The organism is Peribacillus suis, assembly GCF_059384845.1.
Map to the genome: position 1 here is coordinate 2,948,054 of NZ_CM182019.1, position 17,786 is coordinate 2,965,839.

Consider the following 17,786-nt stretch of genomic DNA (forward strand, 5'->3'; position numbering starts at 1 on the left):
CGTAAGATGTTTACGCCTCCTTTTTTTCTGGTGGGATTTTTTTCTTTTCCTCATCAATTAGGACTCTCCTCAAGATCTTACCAATGGTCGTTTTAGGAAGTTCCTCTCTAAATTCATAAAGACGTGGTACCTTATAGGAAGCTAAGCTCTTTCTCACAAACTGATTCAATTCCTCTTCCGTTACTCTTGCCCCGTTCTTCAATACAACATAGGCTTTGACGGTTTCCCCACGATATGGATCAGGAATTCCTGCCACTACTACTTCCTGTACGGCCTCATGTTCATACAGAACCTCTTCCACCTCACGTGGATAAATATTAAATCCACCTGCAATTATTGTATCCTTCTTGCGTTCCACTACATAAAAGAACCCTTTTTCATCCATATAACCTAAATCACCCGTAAGAAGCCAGCCGTTTTTAAATGTGTTTTCCGTGTCTTCAGGACGATTCCAATAGCCCTTCATAACCTGGGGCCCCTTAATCGCTATTTCACCGATTTCATTTGGCGGAAGTTCTTCACCCGTTTCCAACGAAAGGATTACTGAGTCTGTATCCGGCCAAGGCAAACCGATGCTTCCTTTGACCCGAGGTTGATCCCAAATGAAATTGGCATGGGTAACTGGAGATGTCTCCGAAAGACCAAAACCTTCAACTAGCTTTCCACCCGTCACTTTCTCAAATTGCTCCTGAACTTCTAATGGTAGGGGTGCCGATCCACTCATGCACGCTTCAATGGAGGACAGGTCATACTTGGAGACGTCAGGATGATTCAATAGACCGATATACATCGTAGGTGCCCCTGGAAACAATGTCGGTCTCTGCTTTTGAATGGTTTTCAATGTAGACTCGACATCAAACTTCGGCATGATGATCATCGTATTTCCTTCCATAACGGAAAGAATCAAAACTGTCGTCAATCCGTACACATGAAAGAATGGTAGGATAGCCAGAATCCGCTCTTCGCCTCGTTTACATCTATAAAGCCAAGCATTGCACATTTTCGTATTCGCAAGTACATTTTTGTGGGTAAGCATGACACCTTTAGGGAAACCGGTTGTCCCCCCGGTATATTGCAAGAGCGCCAAGTCATTCTCCACATCGATTGGCTCTGCTATTTCTTCTGACATTTTCCGCTTCATGATCTCCGTGAATAAATGATGATTTCCTTCATGCTCCACTTTGACCACTATGCCATATTCCTTCTTTTGAATGAACGGATAGATAAGATTCTTCGGGAAAGGCAAGTACTCCTTGATAGCGGTTACAATAATATGTTCGATTTCCGTACTCCGGGCGACTGAGGTGACGCGGGGGAATAATATGTCCATCGCTATGATGATCTTCGCTCCAGAATCCTTCATTTGATGTTCTAATTCACGTTCCGTATAGGTAGGATTCGTTTGGACGACCACTCCACCAGCCATCAAAATTCCAAAAAAGCTGATGACTCCCTGTGGGCAGTTAGGAAGCATGACCGCAACACGCTCTCCCTTTTGGAGACCGATGCTCTTTAAGTAGGATGCAAACTTCGTAGCAGATTCATAAACTTCTTTGAAAGTTAATTCCTTTCCCTGGAAATGTATGGACACCTTATCTGGAAATTCATCTGCAGCCTCCTTCAATAATGAATAAAGAGGTTTATCATCGTAGGTTAAAACAGTTGGTATTTGTTCCGGATACATGGCTTGCCATGGCTTATTGCTCATTTGCCCCCTCCTTCTGAATATTCATAATACTCATACTCATTATAATACAACCGGTATTTTCTTACAATTACTGTATTCAGAAAAAATAAGCATAAAGGAGGATAATCGGTTTTAAAGGAGTAAAAGTCCTTTCATCTTTGGTTGTTTCGTGGGAGTCACTTACTCTTTATATTTTTAAGGTAGATTGTTAGATGACTTTAAAGCGACTGTGCATTGAGCCTTGAATTCTTTTTTAGAAAGCACTACGAAACTTTTAAAACTCTGTATCGTTCGTCCATGTCGACTTCCTATTATTAATCTAAACTACATAACAAAATTGTTGAATGTGTTGATTCTTTTTTTTCTTCCTAAAAGAGATTGCTGCTGATATTGGGATGGTGTAACCCCTTCGTATTTCTTGAATACCCTGGCAAAGTAATTTGGGTCGGAGAACCCACATTTCTCGCTTACTTCCATTACATTTTCCCTACTGTAAAACAAGTATTGTTTTGCTTTTTCAATGCGACGGACTGTGATATATTGTGTGATTGTGTAACCCGTCTCTTGTTTAAAAAGTCTGCTAAGATATTGTCCACTAAGAAAGACCAACTTAGATAAAGCATCTAAATTAATTTCTAAGTGAAAATTATTCTCGATATATTCGAGAATAGTTAAAATGTCGTCATGATCACAGACTGCCCCTAAAGAGTTTGAAACCGGCCGTTTTGCCACAGGTATATATTTTATTAAGGCTTTCTTGATATCATTCGGATGAGCAGGCTTTAATAAATAATCACTTGTACCTGTATCAATAACTTTTCGAGTGAAGTTACAATCATCATACGCCGTCAGAAAGATGATTTGGCAATCTGGCACCTCATCTTTTATCATCTCCGCTGCAACCAAGCCATCCATAATGGGCATTTTAACATCCATAAGAATAACATCCATTTGATTTTGCTTTGCAAGTTCCAAGGCTTCCGCTCCATTTGTGGCCTCGAATAATTGGCTTATGCCCAGATACTCTTTTTTAATTATCATTATAAGGACTTCCCGTTCCAATGGTTCATCATCTACAATCATTACCTTCACGATAGAACACCTCCTGATACTGGAATGATTATTCGAACCATTGTGCCAAATCCAGGTTTACTTTCGATGGTTGTTATACCGTACTCTTCCCCAAAATGAAATTGAAGTCGTTTCTTTACATTATCTATCCCAATTCCTGTTGTATGACCATTCTTTTTTTTACTGGATGGTAAAAATATCGATGATAACTTTTCTTTCGTCATTCCAACTCCCGTATCAGAGACTTCAATTACTATATTCCCTTTATCTAAAAACACGTGGGTTTTTACCGTAACTGTACTATTATCTGGTTCAAATCCATGAATGATAGCGTTTTCAATAATAGGTTGAATTGAAAATATAGGTAACTTTACTAACTCAGCTTCTACGTCCACTATTTCTTCATATTGAATTAAGCTACGAAAACGAGATTGTTGAATATTTATGTAATTTTTCACATAATCTAATTCTTCCTTCAACGTTACAGGCTGATCTATATTACGTAGACTGTACCTCATGATTTTAGCCAATGAATATGTGACTTTTTGTGTTTGTTCTGCATTTTCTAAATAAGCAAGTCGGGAAATGGTATTTAAAGTGTTAAATAAAAAATGAGGATTTATCTGTGATTGAAGGATTTTTAACTGTGCTTCCTCTAATAGTTTTTCTAGTGATGCACGGGCATTCATTTCCTCTACCAACTTTTGATTCATAGTATTTAACTCTTCCTGTGCAAGAAAATTAACTGCCGTTTTTATAATATAATTCGCTACAAGTTCGAGCATTTCCATTACTGCCTTAATCCGCTTTCGACTGGTAAATTCGATCTCACCTAAATAAAGCTCTAGGAGCCCCTGATTAATTGGTAGACTTCTCAATTTTTCTCTACTCTGTTCAATACGCTTCTCATCTCTATTTTCTAGCAACAGTTGACCACATAGAACAGAACCGAGATATTCGCCATTAAGAATAATAGGTGCAGCTACATCAACTAGACCCGAATGACAATAATGCATAATGGGCTTTGCTTGTTCAGCTGCAATTAGCCCCACTTTCTGATCAGATAATAGACAGCATTTAAATCCTTCTTCGTTGGAACGTATGTGGTTACAAAAACTTGTAAAATTAGTTGGTATGGTGACAGGTATTCCTTGCTGATCCGCAATTATTACTCCAAAACCGGTAGCGTCTGAAAAGCGTTTCTGGATATCCTGAAGCATCTCTACATCCACAATATTACGTAAAGTCAACATAGTCACCTTATACCTCCACATTAATTTTCTTTCTATTCTAAAAATAATAAATTTTATATCCTTTATTATAACTAATTAGTGTCCATTAAAAAGTATAAAGTTCCAGAATCTACAAATAGTTTGTTATAGATTGAAAAATATACTTGATTTTAGTCTCAATAAACCTTTTAAAACCAATGATGCTCTACCGGCTTTCATATAATTTATACCCCTGAAACCAGGAACTCCGTAATATTACTAGGAGTTTTTTTAATAAAGTCTATATTCAAAGGATAATAAGGTGTTCGAGTACAAAAGGACCATTTAGTTCTATTCAATTAATAAAATCAGTGAAGATAAAAATCTTCACTGATTGTTAAATTGCTTTATTCAGAGAGAATCCCGATTAATTTTATATCCTTCAGTGCATTAACTGCACTCTGGGCTACCAATATATCTTCTTCAACCGAACCACCACTTACACCAACTGCTCCAATGATTCTGCTATTATTGTACAATGGAATACCACCGCCGAATACAACAACCCGTCCGTTATTAGTTGTATTAATTCCATAAAGTTCTTTTCCATTTGCAGCTACTTGCGTTAAACTCTCCGTGGTCATTTTCATGGCCACGGAGGTCCATGCTTTATTTTGTGCAAGTTCAACACTTACCAATAAAGCATCGTCCATTCGGTGAGATGCAATAAAATTCCCACCTTCATCCACAACGCTTATAACCATTGGAACATTGATTTCATTTGCTTTCTTTTCAGCACTTTCAATGAGCTCCTTAGCTACCTTTAAATTGAGCTGAGTCATTTCCCCCATCCTTTCCTCTTAAAAAAATAATGGTAACCCTTTAACTAATCGAGCTGCATTTTTTCCTGATTTCCGACCATTTTGAACGATGTCTCGTATATAAGGTTCTTCCGAATTTAATTTCTCGTGATGAACACATAAATTCCCAAACTGGTCGATGCCAATACCTACATTTAAAGGAGACATATCTGCTGCGATATTCCCTAGTTCAGTAAAGCTATTCGTTTTATCGCATTCTTCCAATAAGAACGAAACTCCTTCTTCTTCTAGTCCCGCACAGACTTCTTTAATTAGATTAGAATCAAGAACACTGTGATATAAAATAGCAATATATACTTCGTGATTATTCATTTCAATACCTCGTGCCTGACAGAAGCTAGTACCAATCCAGTTGCAACTGCATTTCTAGGACCTTCTGTGCCGCGAATATTGGCAAAGCCTGCTACAATTCCGTACTTTCCTAATTCCTCTGTTAACATTTGTGGAATTTCAAAGTCCAAAGCCGAGCCACCTACCATAACAACAAAAGATAGGTGTTTTAAATTGCCTGTTGGAACGACTCGCTTCAGGGCTCGGAGTGCATTAGTCACAAATACTCTTCGTTTTGCACTTCTGCGGATTTCTCTAATTTTGTCCATAGTTGCCTTGGTTGCTAAAGGGGTAAGTTCATCTTCTTCTCGGACCACCACTTTTCCGAAGGTATGGGGAGGATAAGGTTTCTCTGAAAATAACATCGTTCCGTCTTCTAGTTGCATATGGAATAAGCTGAGTACTTTTCCTAAAGGATTTCTTTTTATTTTTTCAGCCAATTCCTTGTCGTCTAAAGCCAATTCAGAATTGATGAGCATCGTGACCATGGCTCCTGCCCCTGCTAAGTGACACGAGTTAATTTTGCCACTTTCATACATCAGCGCAGCATCAGTAGACCCGCCTCCCATATCCAGAATCACAATTGGTTTTCTCGTTCCGGGTGTCGTTAAGGCGCCACAAATTGCCATCTCTGCTTCAACCCCACCAATTTCCACCTCGATACCAAGTTCTTTTTTCAATAAAGAAGCAACTTTTTGCACAGGAACCTTATCCGTTTTCACCATTGAGGCTAAAGCGACACCGCTTTCCATAGAAAGCTCACCCGCCATAGCTCCGGTAATTGAATTGGGGATTACAGCATCCACAGCGAGAAAGTCAGAGATTGTAATATCGTCTGGTGATTGTCCAGTCAGTTGGGCTAAATCTTGCCGTAGACCATTAAACATTCCACCAACATTGGTGCCTGTTTCCCCATATACGTCTATCAATGTTTCTACCTTTCCATAGGTATTCATTATCTCCTCAGCACCATCATTAATGGATACTTCTAGCTTTTGGGTATTCGCTCCTTTTAAAAAGATTTTACCTGCCTCTATTTTGCGTTCGACGACTTCTCCTTTTGGTGTTCGAATAACCACAGCTGAGCGGTTGCCAACTAACGCTTTGGCAATTAACGCAATTTGTATCGTTTCGTCAGGATCCAACTGAAAAATAGTAGAAAGACCATATGGATTGCTTAAAGTTCGGATTACATGGCCCGGTAAAGCAACCTCAACTGCCGCTAATTTCCAAAGTGGAATTTTTTCAATTAATGCGACTTCATCCACAATCGGTATCTTTTTCTTTAGACGGTTGTGTATTAAAACCCCATCGTCTTTTTGTACCACCGCACCAGTAATAGAAATCCCTTCACTTTCAGCTTGGTTCAAACAGTGAGCAACCCATGCATAATCGAAATATTTCGGGATTACCGCAATATAATCTTGTTCTTTTTGTTCCACTTTCCTTATTTGATCGATTAACACTGTTATTCCAACGCCTAGACCTGCTCCACCCGGTGTATCGGGGTTATGTCCAACCATAGAGGATTCTGTGATAATGGTTTCACTAATCAGATCCATGGCCAAATCGCCTATAACCGGTACCGCATCATTCAATCGGATAAGATCAATATCTTCAAACTCAATATCTGCTTTCTTGACCGCTTCCTGCAAAGCGCGTCGAATACCTTCAACATTCTCAGACGTTCCTTTTATACCCGTAGTTCTCACCAAACACTGTGAAAGAAATTTTATATCGTTTCCATCCAACCTTGCAATTGCTACTTCCGTTGATGAATTACCGATATCTACACCAGCTAAAATCCTTTTCATACCCCTTTAATCCTCATCCTTCTTCAGCCTTCCTCTTCTTTCATATACGTCTGCAGCTTCACGAATCAAATTTGCATTCTCTAATGCTCCATACTCTTCTTCTAATTCATCGGCAATTTCTAAAAGCTGTTCTCTAGTCGAACGATTAGGACGCATGGCATTATAAATTTGTAAGATACGTGCATCCGATATATTAATCATTTCAGCTGCTCGACGGAAGTTTTTGGCGAGTTGTGGTCTTCCTAGCGTTTCACTAATATCAGCGTGCATTTCAAGCGTGTTTGGGCTGATACGTAAGTCTGCTTCTGCTATGTCTCCCTTTAAAGCGGCATCTAGATTCAAATCATTGTAAGACTTTTCTGTACGTGTGTATAATAAATCTGGCCTTTTAATACCTAGCGGATAGTCATTTTTTGTTAGATTTGCCCCATCTTTCTTTATTACTCTCTCCATATTCACCCTCCTAGTCTTTTATTAAGAATTCAACTTTAACTTCAACTGGTTTCTTATCCGGTATAAGGGATTGGCATTCCTTTAAATAGAGCAGAGCTGCTGCTGCTTGATATTTAGGTCGTGTCATTTCATCATTTAATACCGGTACAGGATTTGGGCTTTCCCCTATCGCATACATTGCTGCATTTCGTCCAATCGCCCGATACATCTCTAAAGTTATTAGTGGGGATTGAGGAAATAATTCAAGATTAGTTAGGGGGTCTAAATCACGCTGATGAATCACTGCAGTTCCTCTGGATTGTAAGCCGATGCTGATACCTGAACCACTTAATTGGGCTCCTCCATGGGCCATGAAAGCCAAATCAGCAGTACGCAAGCTTCGAATTACACGAGGTACAGCCCCTTGTTCTTCAATCCCGGAAAGGATTTCACGTAAGACAGAAGCATGAGCGACTTTCACGATGGTCTTATTCATTTCTTTCCCAAAGGCCGGAGCGATAGCAACTATTACTTCTTTTGGATTTGTTCCTTTTTGGGCAGACCCAATTTCCGTTAATTTCATCTCAATTGATAAAGCTGTGGTCATATTCCATTCCTCCTTAATCAAAATCTTGCGGACTAATGGCTTGACGAATATCTTTTATTTCATCCCATCTTTCCGGACTAAGTCGATAACCAGTCCCGGGTCCCATGTAATCGTTTTCATCATTCACCGCACTTATAACCACATTGTCTTTATTAATAATGGCAGATGTATGCAAATAATCACCAGCTACCCTATGTTTCAACATATTGAAAATTCGTTCAGCTGTTTGTCGATAACCACGCTTGGCCAGGATGAGAGCCACATCGAAACCAGAAATCCCATCTCTTAAAATCCGTTCCGCAGCCTTTAAATCTTCGACTACATTTCGTTGTGGCATATCTTCACTGCTGTTAGCATATGTGGCTGCCTCTACCTCTTCATCTGTAATCACTGGGAAGCCCAGTTCTTCAAAAATAACCTGTAATGCTTTAGCAGCTTCATAACGTACTTTGATAAGGCTTTCTTCATCCACTGGTTTTAATCCACCGTCCACCATCATATCTCGTTGGATAATTAAGTAATCGTCCAAATCGCTTGAATCCATATTAGATCCTGCAAACATATCTTCGTTATTTGGTACAGCCGAGAATCCAGCAAAAATGAAATCCGTACCAGGAAGCATTTGACATAGCATTTTAGCACTACGTCGAATTTCCGAATGAGAAAAGGTTTGGTCATTTCCCGAAGCTACTTCCATATCAAATAATGTAGTAGCTAAGTTTTCTGCTAAGACGGCCCGGATTCCGCTTGGTACGGAGGCTGGTATGCCAATACAGCTGATTGATCCATTTTGCAACCCTTGAACGCCTGCCCCTTTTGCCATCATCACACATCGAATCTCTAAATAAAGCATGGATTTCCCTTCTGCTCCCGCCATTTGCACCTCAGAGCCAGTACCTGATGTAAAACGCATTTTAGCCCCACGTGAAGCATAGGCTGAAGCTAAAAATGATTTCGACCATGGCGTGTCATCTCCATCCATAAAAACAGATTCCGTACCATAAATTGAAACAGTTTCCGCATAGGAAGTCATTCCCAGCATCGCTAAGCGAAGTTCAGTTGCTTCTTCTAAGGAATCTTGCGTTAAAATTCCATTCCTTGCCGTTTGGGAACCCACTAGTAAGGCTAATGCATTAAAGGGTGCGTAACGGGCAACACCAACGGTTGTCTCTTGTTCATCAAATCCGTAGAGACCCGCTTCTGCAGCATCCGCTGCCATTAATACAGGATTATCGCGTACATTGGTCACATGGCATTGGTTAGACGGTGTTTTCCTTGCTCTCATTTTTTGTAAAGCCATCATCATTTCAACCACATTCATATGATTGAGTACTTCTAGTACTTTTGCGGGAGTGAGCCCTTTTGACAATTTGACAATCTCTGACCTTGAAACGTTTATATCTACAAGTTTCTTAGCAATCTCCAAAGAATCAAGAGCCATGACTTGTTCAGTTAAGCTTGAATCAATTGTGTAATCTGCAATAAATTGATCTAACATATCAAAATCTTCTCGTTTTTTTCCATCCAACTCTATTATTTGGCCATTTTTTATCTTAATAGACGGCTTAGGATCATTAGGGCTTGACATGGCAACAAACCCCATTTCAGGCCATTCTTTTACGAATCCATCTTTATTGACCGGTCTTTCTTCTAAAATCTCAAATCGTTTTGAGCGTTGCATAAGCGATACCCTCTTTCTATGATTATTTATATTATGCTTTCATAAACGAAAGACTTCTAAAGGCCAATCTTTTTGGATAATCATAAAGCCTCCAATATGCAACTTTAAGTAATCTACTATTCAACAACTTATTTTTGACACCATCCCCCTAAATTTTATTTCGTTTAATTTATTATAATTTTCAGAATAATAAATGTATCTAGACGCATTTTACATTCATTAGCATTTTTTATGCTTTTGGCTATTTATCAATTACCAACTAAGACTTATACTCTGGGGAGAGAGCAAACGTATCTTAGGAACGTTGACATTCATTTTTATATCTGAGTAAACAAAAAAGGAGTATCTCTACTCCTACACTCATTTAATTTCTAACCCTAAACCAATATCGATAGAGTTCTTCGAAACCTAATGTTGCATAAAGATTCCGTGCAGGTTCATTCGTTAACACCACTTGGAGATAGGCGTTATTCGCTCCATTCTCCTTTCCCCAATACAGGAGATTTGTAACGAGTTTCGTTCCATAGCCCCGGTTTCGGTAGGCCTCCTCGGTGGCGATATTAAATAGACCTATGTATTCATCCTCCAGAACACCGAGTCCACATGCTAGCGTTTTCTCCTTTTCATCCGTCAAAAAGATAAAACAGGTAGTTGGAATGATTTGTTCCAGCACCTTCCTGAAAATGGGCTGATTTCTTTTGTGTATGTTATTTAATCTACAAAAATCTGCAAACCGCGCTTCTGGCATCTCGTTATATATGAGCACATTGGTTCCACTCGGTAATTCCATATGTGCTAATGACAAAGCTTGCACACTGGTCCTACTTTCGATACTATAATTCAAGGCTTCAAGGGTATCGTCTAAATCGTCCGGACTAGCCAGTGGAGTGATTTTATAAGACATTTGGATGTTCCGTTCCAAGAAAGCTTTTTCACTAGATTCTATTTTTCTATTCACATCTTCATAAGAAGGATAAAGGGGATTTACCGAATTTGCCCTTTTGGTATACCCATCGGCAAAGCGTAAAACCCACCCATCACACAACTGCGTTTGCAATGCCGGCAAAGCGTTCATTGATAGCTCTTCAATTTTCCTTATCAGTTTAGGCTGAACCATTATTTCTTCCTCCATGTACTAGGCTTCGTAAATAATTATATAAAAAAAAGAACCCAAATAAAGAAGCGACGCAACGGCCGCTTCTTTTCAGGTCAAGAATACCATATAGATGATTCCGAGCAGAAAAAAAATTCCGCAACAAATAATTAAAACTTTTGCAAGCTTCTCCACAGTTTTCTCCCTCTCATGCAGGACATTAAGATATTCCAGCGCCGATGACAAAGGATAGGGCGATTGAAATGATCATCGCAAGAAATCCCACTGCCCGATTATCTTTTTGTATCTCTTCATCTATTTTAAATCCCGGGGTCATAAATTCAAAAATAAAATAACCGATGAGTAGCAGGATAAAACCGTATACACCCCAGCCTATCATTGTAAGTAGCGAGTTCTGATGGAGAATGGACTGTTGGAACACATAGGCGATTCCAAAAATCTTGCCCCCGGTGGCCATCGCGACAGATAAATTCCCCTGTTTGATTTCCTCCCAGTTTTTGTACTTGGTGACAAGTTCAAAAACGGCTAAAAAAACAATTATGCATAATATAACGACACTATATCTGGCTGCTATATACACATACTCATTTTCCCATATGTTCTCCATGAGACAACTCCCTAACGGTATTCGGCCATTCCTGCTAAGCAGCGTGCCTGAATGGCCACTTTCCTTTATTTAAATTCTACGACCGTCACACCAGTTCCGCCTTCTCCAGCTTCCCCGAAACGGATTTTCTTGACTGATCTGTGATTCTTCAAATATTCTTGAACCCCGGACCGGAGCGCACCCGTCCCCTTACCATGAATGATGGACACACGCGAATATCCTGCCAGCAATGCATCATCGACATACTTTTCGACTCTCGACAATGCACTTTCATATCGTTCCCCACGAAGGTCTAGCTCCAGGCTAACATGATAATCTCTACCTTTGATCGTGGTTAACGGCTTCGTTTCTTTCGCCTTTGTCGTTTTAATGAATTCAAGGTCGGACTCTTTCACCTTCATTTTCATGATGCCGATTTGTACCTGCCATTCATTATTTGAGACTTTTTCAATCAGACTACCTTTTTGTCCAAAGCTTACAACCTTCACTTCATCTCCAGGTTTCAGAGTTTTATCCAAAGGCTTAGCTGCTTTTTTGGTTGACTTCTTCACTTTTGGCGCTGCTTCTTCCAGCCGTTTTTTCGCATCGATCAGTTCGTGCTCTTTTACATCGGCATGCTTTTCAAAACGGAGTTGGCGCAAGTCAGCAATGATCGCTTCCGCTTCTTTTTTCGCTTGTTCAACGATTGCCTCTGCTTCTTTGGCCGCTTTTTCACCCATCGCATCTCGTTCTTCATTATACTGTTCCATTTGCTTTTGAAGATCCTTGTGCAGAATGTCGGCCTGTTTTAGAAGCTCGGCTGCTTCTAGTTCCTCTTCTTCTGCCTTCTTACGGCTATCTTCAAGAGAAGCTATCATATTCTCGACTTTATTCGTATCCTCGCCAATATGGCTGCGGGCATTGCTAATGACGCTCTCTTCCAAACCAAGACGCTTGGAAATTTCAAATGCATTACTCCGACCAGGAACACCGATAAGGAGCTTATAGGTTGGGCTCAAAGTCTCGACGTTGAATTCGACGCTTGCATTAATGACGCCTTCACGGTCATACCCATAGGCTTTCAACTCAGGATAGTGAGTGGTGGCAATCACGCGCGCACCACGCTTGTAGACTTCATCCAATATGGAGATCGCCAGTGCGGCACCTTCTTGAGGATCGGTTCCCGCTCCAAGTTCGTCGAACAATACAAGGCTTTCATGGTCGACATTCTTTAATATATCGACAATATTGACCATATGGGAAGAGAACGTACTCAAGCTTTGTTCGATTGACTGTTCATCCCCGATATCTGCATAGATGGAGGAGAATACGGCCGTTTCAGAACCATCAAGAGCAGGGATTTGCAGACCTGCCTGGGCCATTAACGTACAAATGCCTATTGTTTTGAGTGTTACTGTCTTACCTCCTGTATTCGGTCCGGTGATGACAATCGTCGTAAAATCTTCTCCAAGGAAGATATCATTGGCAACGACTACATCCGCTGGAATAAGCGGGTGTTTCGCCTTGAATAGTTTCACGCGGCCTTCATTGTTCAAACGTGGTTTCGACCCTTTTATCGCTTTGGCGTATTTTGCCTTTGCAACAAGGAAATCCACATGGGCAAGCACCTTGACGTTATGGAATAGTTCTGGAGTGAACTCGCCTACTTTTTCGGAAATCTCGACCAAAATGCGTTCGATTTCCTGTGTTTCCTTTACACGTGTTTCCTGAAGGACATTATTTAATTGGACAATCACCTGTGGTTCAATGAACAGCGTTTGTCCTGATGAAGATTGGTCATGGATGATTCCACCATACACACTACGGTATTCCTGTTTTACAGGAATGACAAAGCGGTCATTTCGAATCGTAATGATGGCATCTGACAACATTTTCGTTGCATTCGAAGAACGAATCATGCTTTCGAGTTTTTCACGAACCCTGCTTTCATTCGTGCGAATCTGGTTACGAAGCGTGCGCAGCTTATCACTTGCCGAATCCATCACTTCCCCATGTTCGCTAATAGCATAGGTAATTTCCTGTTGCAAATCAATCAGGGGATGAAGCGAATCGATAAACTCAGCCAATAGCGGAACTTCAATCTCCTGTTCCACGATTTCTTCGAAAAATCGAGTCAGGATCCGACCAGCACGAATGGTGCTAGCCGTTTCCATCAATTCCATCGGGGATAACATGCCACCGATTTGCGCCCTTTTAGCCTGCAGGCGGATATCGAATATCCCTCCCAATGGTAGATTACCTTTTAACCGGACAATTTTAGCCGCCTCATCCGTTTCATCCTGCCATCTCGATACTTCCTCGAAGTCGGTGGAAGGCATTAATTGCTGTGCCTTCTCCTTCCCGATTGCAGACGAAGCATGGGAAACCAATTGTTCTCTAATTTTATCAAATTCCAATGTCTTTAAAGCTTTATTATGCATGGAGTTAAGACTCCTCCTCAGTGAGTAAATAATTAGTCATTTCTCTTTAAAAACGTCAATAAACCATCCGTATCCATCGCGTTAAGAACCGTTGTTTTTTTAATCCATCCTTTTTTAGCAGAAGATACGCCAACCGGCATATGTTCAAGCATATCAATACTATGGGCATCAGTATTGATCACAACCGTCACGCCCGCTTCTTGCGCTTTACGTAGATGAGGCGGAGCCAAGTCCAAACGGTTCGGGTTAGCATTCAACTCAAGTGCCGTATTCGTCTCGCGTGCCAGTTCAATTAGCATATCCATATCGACATCATATCCTGTTCGTCTGCCGATGATTCTTCCTGTCGGATGGGCAATAATATCGACATGCGGGTTATTCAATGCCGTTTTTAATCGTTCCATGATCGTTTCCCGTGGCTGAGAAAAGCTCGAGTGGATGGAGGCGATGACCAAGTCCATCTCTGCCAGCAATTCATCATCGTAATCAAGGGTTCCATCTGGAAGGATATCCATTTCGATTCCTGATAGGACCGTAAAATCATCATACTTTTCATTAATGTCATGAATGATCTGTTTTTGTTCGCGCAACCGCTCTGCAGTCAAGCCATTCGCCACTTTCAAGTATTGTGAATGGTCAGTGATAGCCATATATTTATAGCCTTTGGCCCGACATGCTTCAACCATTTCTTCAATCGAATAAGCACCATCGCTCCAAGTGGTATGCATATGCAGGTCACCCTGAATATCTTCTACCGTTATAAGCGGTTCACTTTCATTGTACTGTTCCACTTCCGTCCCATCTTCACGTAATTCGGGTGGAATGAGCGGGATGCCGAAATGATTGTAAAATTGCTCTTCTGTTTCGAAGGTCAGAATTTCTCCCGTTTCAGCTACCTCCACGCCATATTCACTTATCTTTTCTCCCCGTTCTTTAGCCAACTGGCGCATACGTACATTATGATCCTTCGAACCGGTGAAATGGTGAAGAGTCGTGGTGAACTCTTTATCCTGCACGATCCGGAAATCGACAGAAATATCATATTCATAATCAAGGACGACCGAAACCTTTGTATCACCTGCGGCAATGACTTGCTTAATGCCAGGCAATGAAAGAAGCTGTTCCTTCACCTCTTCGGGGTGGTCCGTGGATATGATGAAATCAAGATCTTTAACCGTTTCCCTCATTCTTCGCATACTGCCGGCTCTTGATGAGCGCGTGATATGCTCCATATTGCCAATCGCCATCTCGATATCGTCAGCAATCGGTCTCATGAAAGCAAGTGGAAGACGGTCAGGCCTTGATCCAGCCTCGGCAATGGCTGATAAGATCTTTTCTTCTGTTTTTTTACCGAAACCGGTCAGAGCCGCGACACGCCCCTCCACACATGCCAGTTTAAGGTCATTCACATCATTAATATGTAATTCTTTGTGTAGCTTGGCGATTTTTTTACCGCCTAATCCCTGAAGTTGTAAAAGCGGTATCAAGCCCTTCGGCACCTGCTCCTGAAGCTCTTCAAGAACGGTCGACTTCCCTTCATTGATAAATTCTTCAATAACGGATGCCGTCCCTTTCCCGATGCCATTCAACGCCGTAAAGTCATCGATGGCCGTTAGACTCCGGTCATCGGTTTCCAATGCACCAGCCGCCTTGCGGAAAGCCGATACTTTAAACGGATTTTCTCCTTTAAGTTCCATGTATATGGCTATCTTTTCTAATAATTTTATAATATCTTTTTTATTGATTGTCATTTTTTCACCACCAAAATTAGTAGGGAAACTCCCTTGGATACTTTCTTAAAGATACCTTTCTTAACGCCAAAGTACAAGCCGTTCGATTATTACTTATACGAATCAACGATTAGGTAATTCCAGGCTGATCCACAGAAAAGGGCCCGCCCTTCCAAAGATGACGGTTTACAACTTTGAAAGGTAATGGACCCCAATTTAATGCGCTTATGAATTTACTTATTAAACCAAAGGTCTTCCACCTGTTCGGATAGGAACGGAGTATGTTTCACGATTGATTCTGCCAGGAAGGAGCCGGTAAGCGGTTCCTGGATGGAATCCATTGGCAGCAAGGCACCTATGTATAATATAATAAACATGATAAGATAGACTTCGGCAAATCCCAATATCGCGCCTCCCCAACGATTCAACTGTTTTAGGATCGGCAGGTAGGTGATGAAATTGAGCATTGATCCAAGCATTTGCCAAAGAATCTTAGTGGCAAAGAACACGATGGCAAAGGCGATGGCATTGTAATAAGCCGTCTCAAGCCCAACCGATTCGAAAAACATATTAAGCGTCGAAGAATCACCTATGGAAGGGAATGGAATCCACATTTTCAAGTTGGGGGCAAGATCCCCATAGAAGACATAGGCAATAATGAAAGCTACGATAAAACCTGTCATATGAACCAGTTGTAAAATAAAGCCACGCTTCAAACCGATTAATACACCGATTAAAAGAATGGCCAGAATTGCTAAATCAAGCATGTACTCAGTCCTTCTCTCTCTTTAATTCCAGTTGAAGCTGGTCCAGTTCATCTTTTAATTTAATATATTCGTGGATCGTGTTCACTGCGGTCAGTACCGCAAGCTTACTCGTATCCAAATGTGGGTTTTTCATACTGATTTCTCTCATTTTCTCGTCGACCATCGAAGCAACTAGGCGCATATGACTCGCGCTTTCCGTACCGACGATTGTATATGGTTGTCCGTATATGTCAACTGTCGTTTTATTTCGTTTATCGTCTGACAAAATGATGCCTCCAATCTAAACAATCCTATTTCTATCATATCATGAACTTTTTCGTCATGAAAGAGAGTACATCGTCATTTCTCGCATAAAAATTGCAATAATTTGTCAGTTATAAATTCCTTTAGTATGAATGATCCCTTAATAAATCAAATTGAGCGAGGAGTCCATTAATTATGTCCCATGTTGTATTACTTACAAGTCCTGTCCAAATCCAAGCAATGAAAGCCCATTATATGAATAGCTCAGTTGCAAAGCTTCCACCTGGGAGTATATTTTCAGCCAAGCCCCCGCTCTGTACCGTAACCGGTTATAAATCCGGAAAGGTCCTGTTTCAGGGAAAAAATGCAGAATTGGAAGCTGCAAAATGGCAAAAGGATGCAGTAGCACCGAAGAAGAAGCCGGACTCTTCTTCCACTACCACAGTCAAAGTTCATCGTTATTTGCCACCGGCCAACATTGCCACGATGTCGGTTATTGGTTCTGATGAAGTCGGGACCGGCGATTATTTTGGCCCCATTACCGTCGTTGCTGCCTATGCAAAAAAAGAACAGCTACTTTTATTGAAAGAACTCGGTGTTCAAGATTCAAAAAACCTGAAAGATCCACAAATCATCGAAATTGCTAAACAAATCAAGGATGTTGTCCCATTTAGCCTGTTGACGTGTGATAATCCGAAATACAATATGCTTCAGGCAAAAGGGATGTCTCAAGGAAAGATTAAAGCACTCCTCCATAATCAAGCCATCAAGCACCTTATTCAAAAAATACAGCCAGAGCAAGCGGAGGCGGTCCTGATAGACCAATTCGCCCAGCCAAATGTATTTTTCAATTATTTGAAAGGCCAGGAGCCCTTTCAGGCTAACGCTACCTATTTATGCACGAAAGCGGAAGGCATTCATCTTTCCGTTGCGGCCGCTTCGATTCTGGCTCGTTACGCATTTGTGAAACGCTTTGACCTATTGAGCGAAAAGGCCGGTTTTAGAATCCCCAAAGGAGCAGGCTTTGCCGTCGACGAGGCAGCGGCACGCTTAATCCATGAAAAAGGGATCGACGCCTTGAATGACTTTACGAAAACACATTTTGCCAATACGGAAAAAGCAAAAAAAATATATCACAAGAAATACGGGAAATGAGAACGGGAATTGGAAACGTAAATGCCTTTGGGCTTG

General features: G+C 40.9%; 16 protein-coding genes. 1 reads left to right on the top strand and 15 read right to left on the bottom strand.

Annotated elements, in window-relative coordinates; genetic code table 11:
* Positions 1 to 10 precede the first annotated feature (10 nt).
* From AC503W_RS14385 to zapA, 15 genes are all read right to left on the bottom strand, one after another.
* On the bottom strand, positions 11 to 1,708 hold the full coding sequence (locus AC503W_RS14385) for an AMP-binding protein (RefSeq protein ID WP_427686730.1): 1,698 nt from the start codon (positions 1,706 to 1,708) through the stop codon (positions 11 to 13).
* A 303-nt stretch (positions 1,709 to 2,011) separates the two neighbouring features.
* On the bottom strand, positions 2,012 to 2,770 hold the full coding sequence (locus AC503W_RS14390; protein WP_402987357.1) for a response regulator transcription factor: 759 nt from the start codon (positions 2,768 to 2,770) through the stop codon (positions 2,012 to 2,014).
* A gap of 5 nt (positions 2,771 to 2,775) precedes the next feature.
* Positions 2,776 to 4,011 (bottom strand): sensor histidine kinase, encoded by a 1,236-nt coding sequence (locus tag AC503W_RS14395; RefSeq protein ID WP_402987360.1) that lies wholly within the window; start codon positions 4,009 to 4,011, stop codon positions 2,776 to 2,778.
* Positions 4,012 to 4,376: 365 nt separating this feature from the next.
* Positions 4,377 to 4,811, bottom strand: coding sequence for a GlcG/HbpS family heme-binding protein (locus AC503W_RS14400; protein ID WP_427686732.1), 435 nt, complete (start codon positions 4,809 to 4,811; stop codon positions 4,377 to 4,379).
* Between the two features lie 18 nt (positions 4,812 to 4,829).
* Positions 4,830 to 5,162 carry a glycerol dehydratase reactivase beta/small subunit family protein gene (locus AC503W_RS14405; protein ID WP_407408229.1) on the bottom strand — a complete coding sequence of 111 codons (333 nt, stop codon included), beginning with the start codon at positions 5,160 to 5,162 and terminating at the stop codon, positions 4,830 to 4,832.
* Positions 5,159 to 6,994, bottom strand: coding sequence for a diol dehydratase reactivase subunit alpha (locus AC503W_RS14410; protein ID WP_427686734.1), 1,836 nt, complete (start codon positions 6,992 to 6,994; stop codon positions 5,159 to 5,161). The genes AC503W_RS14405 and AC503W_RS14410 overlap by 4 nt, the downstream gene beginning before the upstream one ends.
* Before the next feature lie 6 nt (positions 6,995 to 7,000).
* Entirely contained in the window at positions 7,001 to 7,447 is a 447-nt protein-coding gene (locus AC503W_RS14415) for a diol dehydratase small subunit (protein WP_402986541.1), read from the bottom strand.
* A gap of 10 nt (positions 7,448 to 7,457) precedes the next feature.
* Positions 7,458 to 8,033, bottom strand: coding sequence for a propanediol/glycerol family dehydratase medium subunit (locus AC503W_RS14420; RefSeq protein ID WP_402986544.1), 576 nt, complete (start codon positions 8,031 to 8,033; stop codon positions 7,458 to 7,460).
* 13 nt (positions 8,034 to 8,046) lie between these two features.
* Entirely contained in the window at positions 8,047 to 9,714 is a 1,668-nt protein-coding gene (locus tag AC503W_RS14425) for a propanediol/glycerol family dehydratase large subunit (RefSeq protein ID WP_402986547.1), read from the bottom strand.
* 364 nt (positions 9,715 to 10,078) lie between these two features.
* A complete protein-coding gene (locus tag AC503W_RS14430; RefSeq protein ID WP_427686736.1) occupies positions 10,079 to 10,831 on the bottom strand; it encodes a GNAT family N-acetyltransferase in 753 nt (250 codons plus the stop codon).
* 196 nt (positions 10,832 to 11,027) lie between these two features.
* Positions 11,028 to 11,435 (bottom strand): DUF350 domain-containing protein, encoded by a 408-nt coding sequence (locus tag AC503W_RS14435; protein WP_402874507.1) that lies wholly within the window; start codon positions 11,433 to 11,435, stop codon positions 11,028 to 11,030.
* 65 nt (positions 11,436 to 11,500) lie between these two features.
* Positions 11,501 to 13,855 (bottom strand): endonuclease MutS2, encoded by a 2,355-nt coding sequence (locus AC503W_RS14440; RefSeq protein ID WP_427686738.1) that lies wholly within the window; start codon positions 13,853 to 13,855, stop codon positions 11,501 to 11,503.
* Positions 13,856 to 13,887: 32 nt separating this feature from the next.
* A complete protein-coding gene (polX, locus tag AC503W_RS14445) occupies positions 13,888 to 15,606 on the bottom strand; it encodes a DNA polymerase/3'-5' exonuclease PolX (protein WP_402986553.1) in 1,719 nt (572 codons plus the stop codon).
* A 212-nt stretch (positions 15,607 to 15,818) separates the two neighbouring features.
* A complete protein-coding gene (locus AC503W_RS14450) occupies positions 15,819 to 16,352 on the bottom strand; it encodes a CvpA family protein (protein ID WP_402874498.1) in 534 nt (177 codons plus the stop codon).
* 4 nt (positions 16,353 to 16,356) lie between these two features.
* Complete coding sequence (gene zapA, locus AC503W_RS14455) at positions 16,357 to 16,617, bottom strand: cell division protein ZapA (protein WP_402874495.1); 261 nt, start codon at positions 16,615 to 16,617, stop codon at positions 16,357 to 16,359.
* A gap of 173 nt (positions 16,618 to 16,790) precedes the next feature.
* Here zapA and rnhC point away from each other — a divergent pair, with 173 nt between their 5' ends.
* The gene (gene rnhC, locus AC503W_RS14460) at positions 16,791 to 17,750 is read left to right on the top strand and encodes a ribonuclease HIII (RefSeq protein ID WP_402986558.1); all 960 of its coding nucleotides are present in this window, start codon (positions 16,791 to 16,793) and stop codon (positions 17,748 to 17,750) included.
* Positions 17,751 to 17,786 lie beyond the last annotated feature (36 nt).

Bases quoted from the DNA above. Each gene is read 5' to 3' on its own strand.
- AC503W_RS14385 (WP_427686730.1), bottom strand. From the start codon at position 1,708: ATGAGCAATAAGCCATGGCAAGCCATGTATCCGGAACAAATACCAACT.
- AC503W_RS14450 (WP_402874498.1), bottom strand. From the start codon at position 16,352: ATGCTTGATTTAGCAATTCTGGCCATTCTTTTAATCGGTGTATTAATC.
- AC503W_RS14430 (WP_427686736.1), bottom strand. From the start codon at position 10,831: ATGGTTCAGCCTAAACTGATAAGGAAAATTGAAGAGCTATCAATGAAC.
- AC503W_RS14410 (WP_427686734.1), bottom strand. From the start codon at position 6,994: ATGAAAAGGATTTTAGCTGGTGTAGATATCGGTAATTCATCAACGGAA.
- rnhC (WP_402986558.1), top strand. From the start codon at position 16,791: ATGTCCCATGTTGTATTACTTACAAGTCCTGTCCAAATCCAAGCAATG.
- AC503W_RS14405 (WP_407408229.1), bottom strand. From the start codon at position 5,162: ATGAATAATCACGAAGTATATATTGCTATTTTATATCACAGTGTTCTT.
- AC503W_RS14435 (WP_402874507.1), bottom strand. From the start codon at position 11,435: ATGGAGAACATATGGGAAAATGAGTATGTGTATATAGCAGCCAGATAT.
- AC503W_RS14415 (WP_402986541.1), bottom strand. From the start codon at position 7,447: ATGGAGAGAGTAATAAAGAAAGATGGGGCAAATCTAACAAAAAATGAC.
- AC503W_RS14395 (WP_402987360.1), bottom strand. From the start codon at position 4,011: ATGTTGACTTTACGTAATATTGTGGATGTAGAGATGCTTCAGGATATC.
- AC503W_RS14400 (WP_427686732.1), bottom strand. From the start codon at position 4,811: ATGACTCAGCTCAATTTAAAGGTAGCTAAGGAGCTCATTGAAAGTGCT.
- AC503W_RS14420 (WP_402986544.1), bottom strand. From the start codon at position 8,033: ATGACCACAGCTTTATCAATTGAGATGAAATTAACGGAAATTGGGTCT.
- AC503W_RS14440 (WP_427686738.1), bottom strand. From the start codon at position 13,855: ATGCATAATAAAGCTTTAAAGACATTGGAATTTGATAAAATTAGAGAA.
- AC503W_RS14390 (WP_402987357.1), bottom strand. From the start codon at position 2,770: ATGATTGTAGATGATGAACCATTGGAACGGGAAGTCCTTATAATGATA.
- polX (WP_402986553.1), bottom strand. From the start codon at position 15,606: ATGACAATCAATAAAAAAGATATTATAAAATTATTAGAAAAGATAGCC.
- AC503W_RS14425 (WP_402986547.1), bottom strand. From the start codon at position 9,714: ATGCAACGCTCAAAACGATTTGAGATTTTAGAAGAAAGACCGGTCAAT.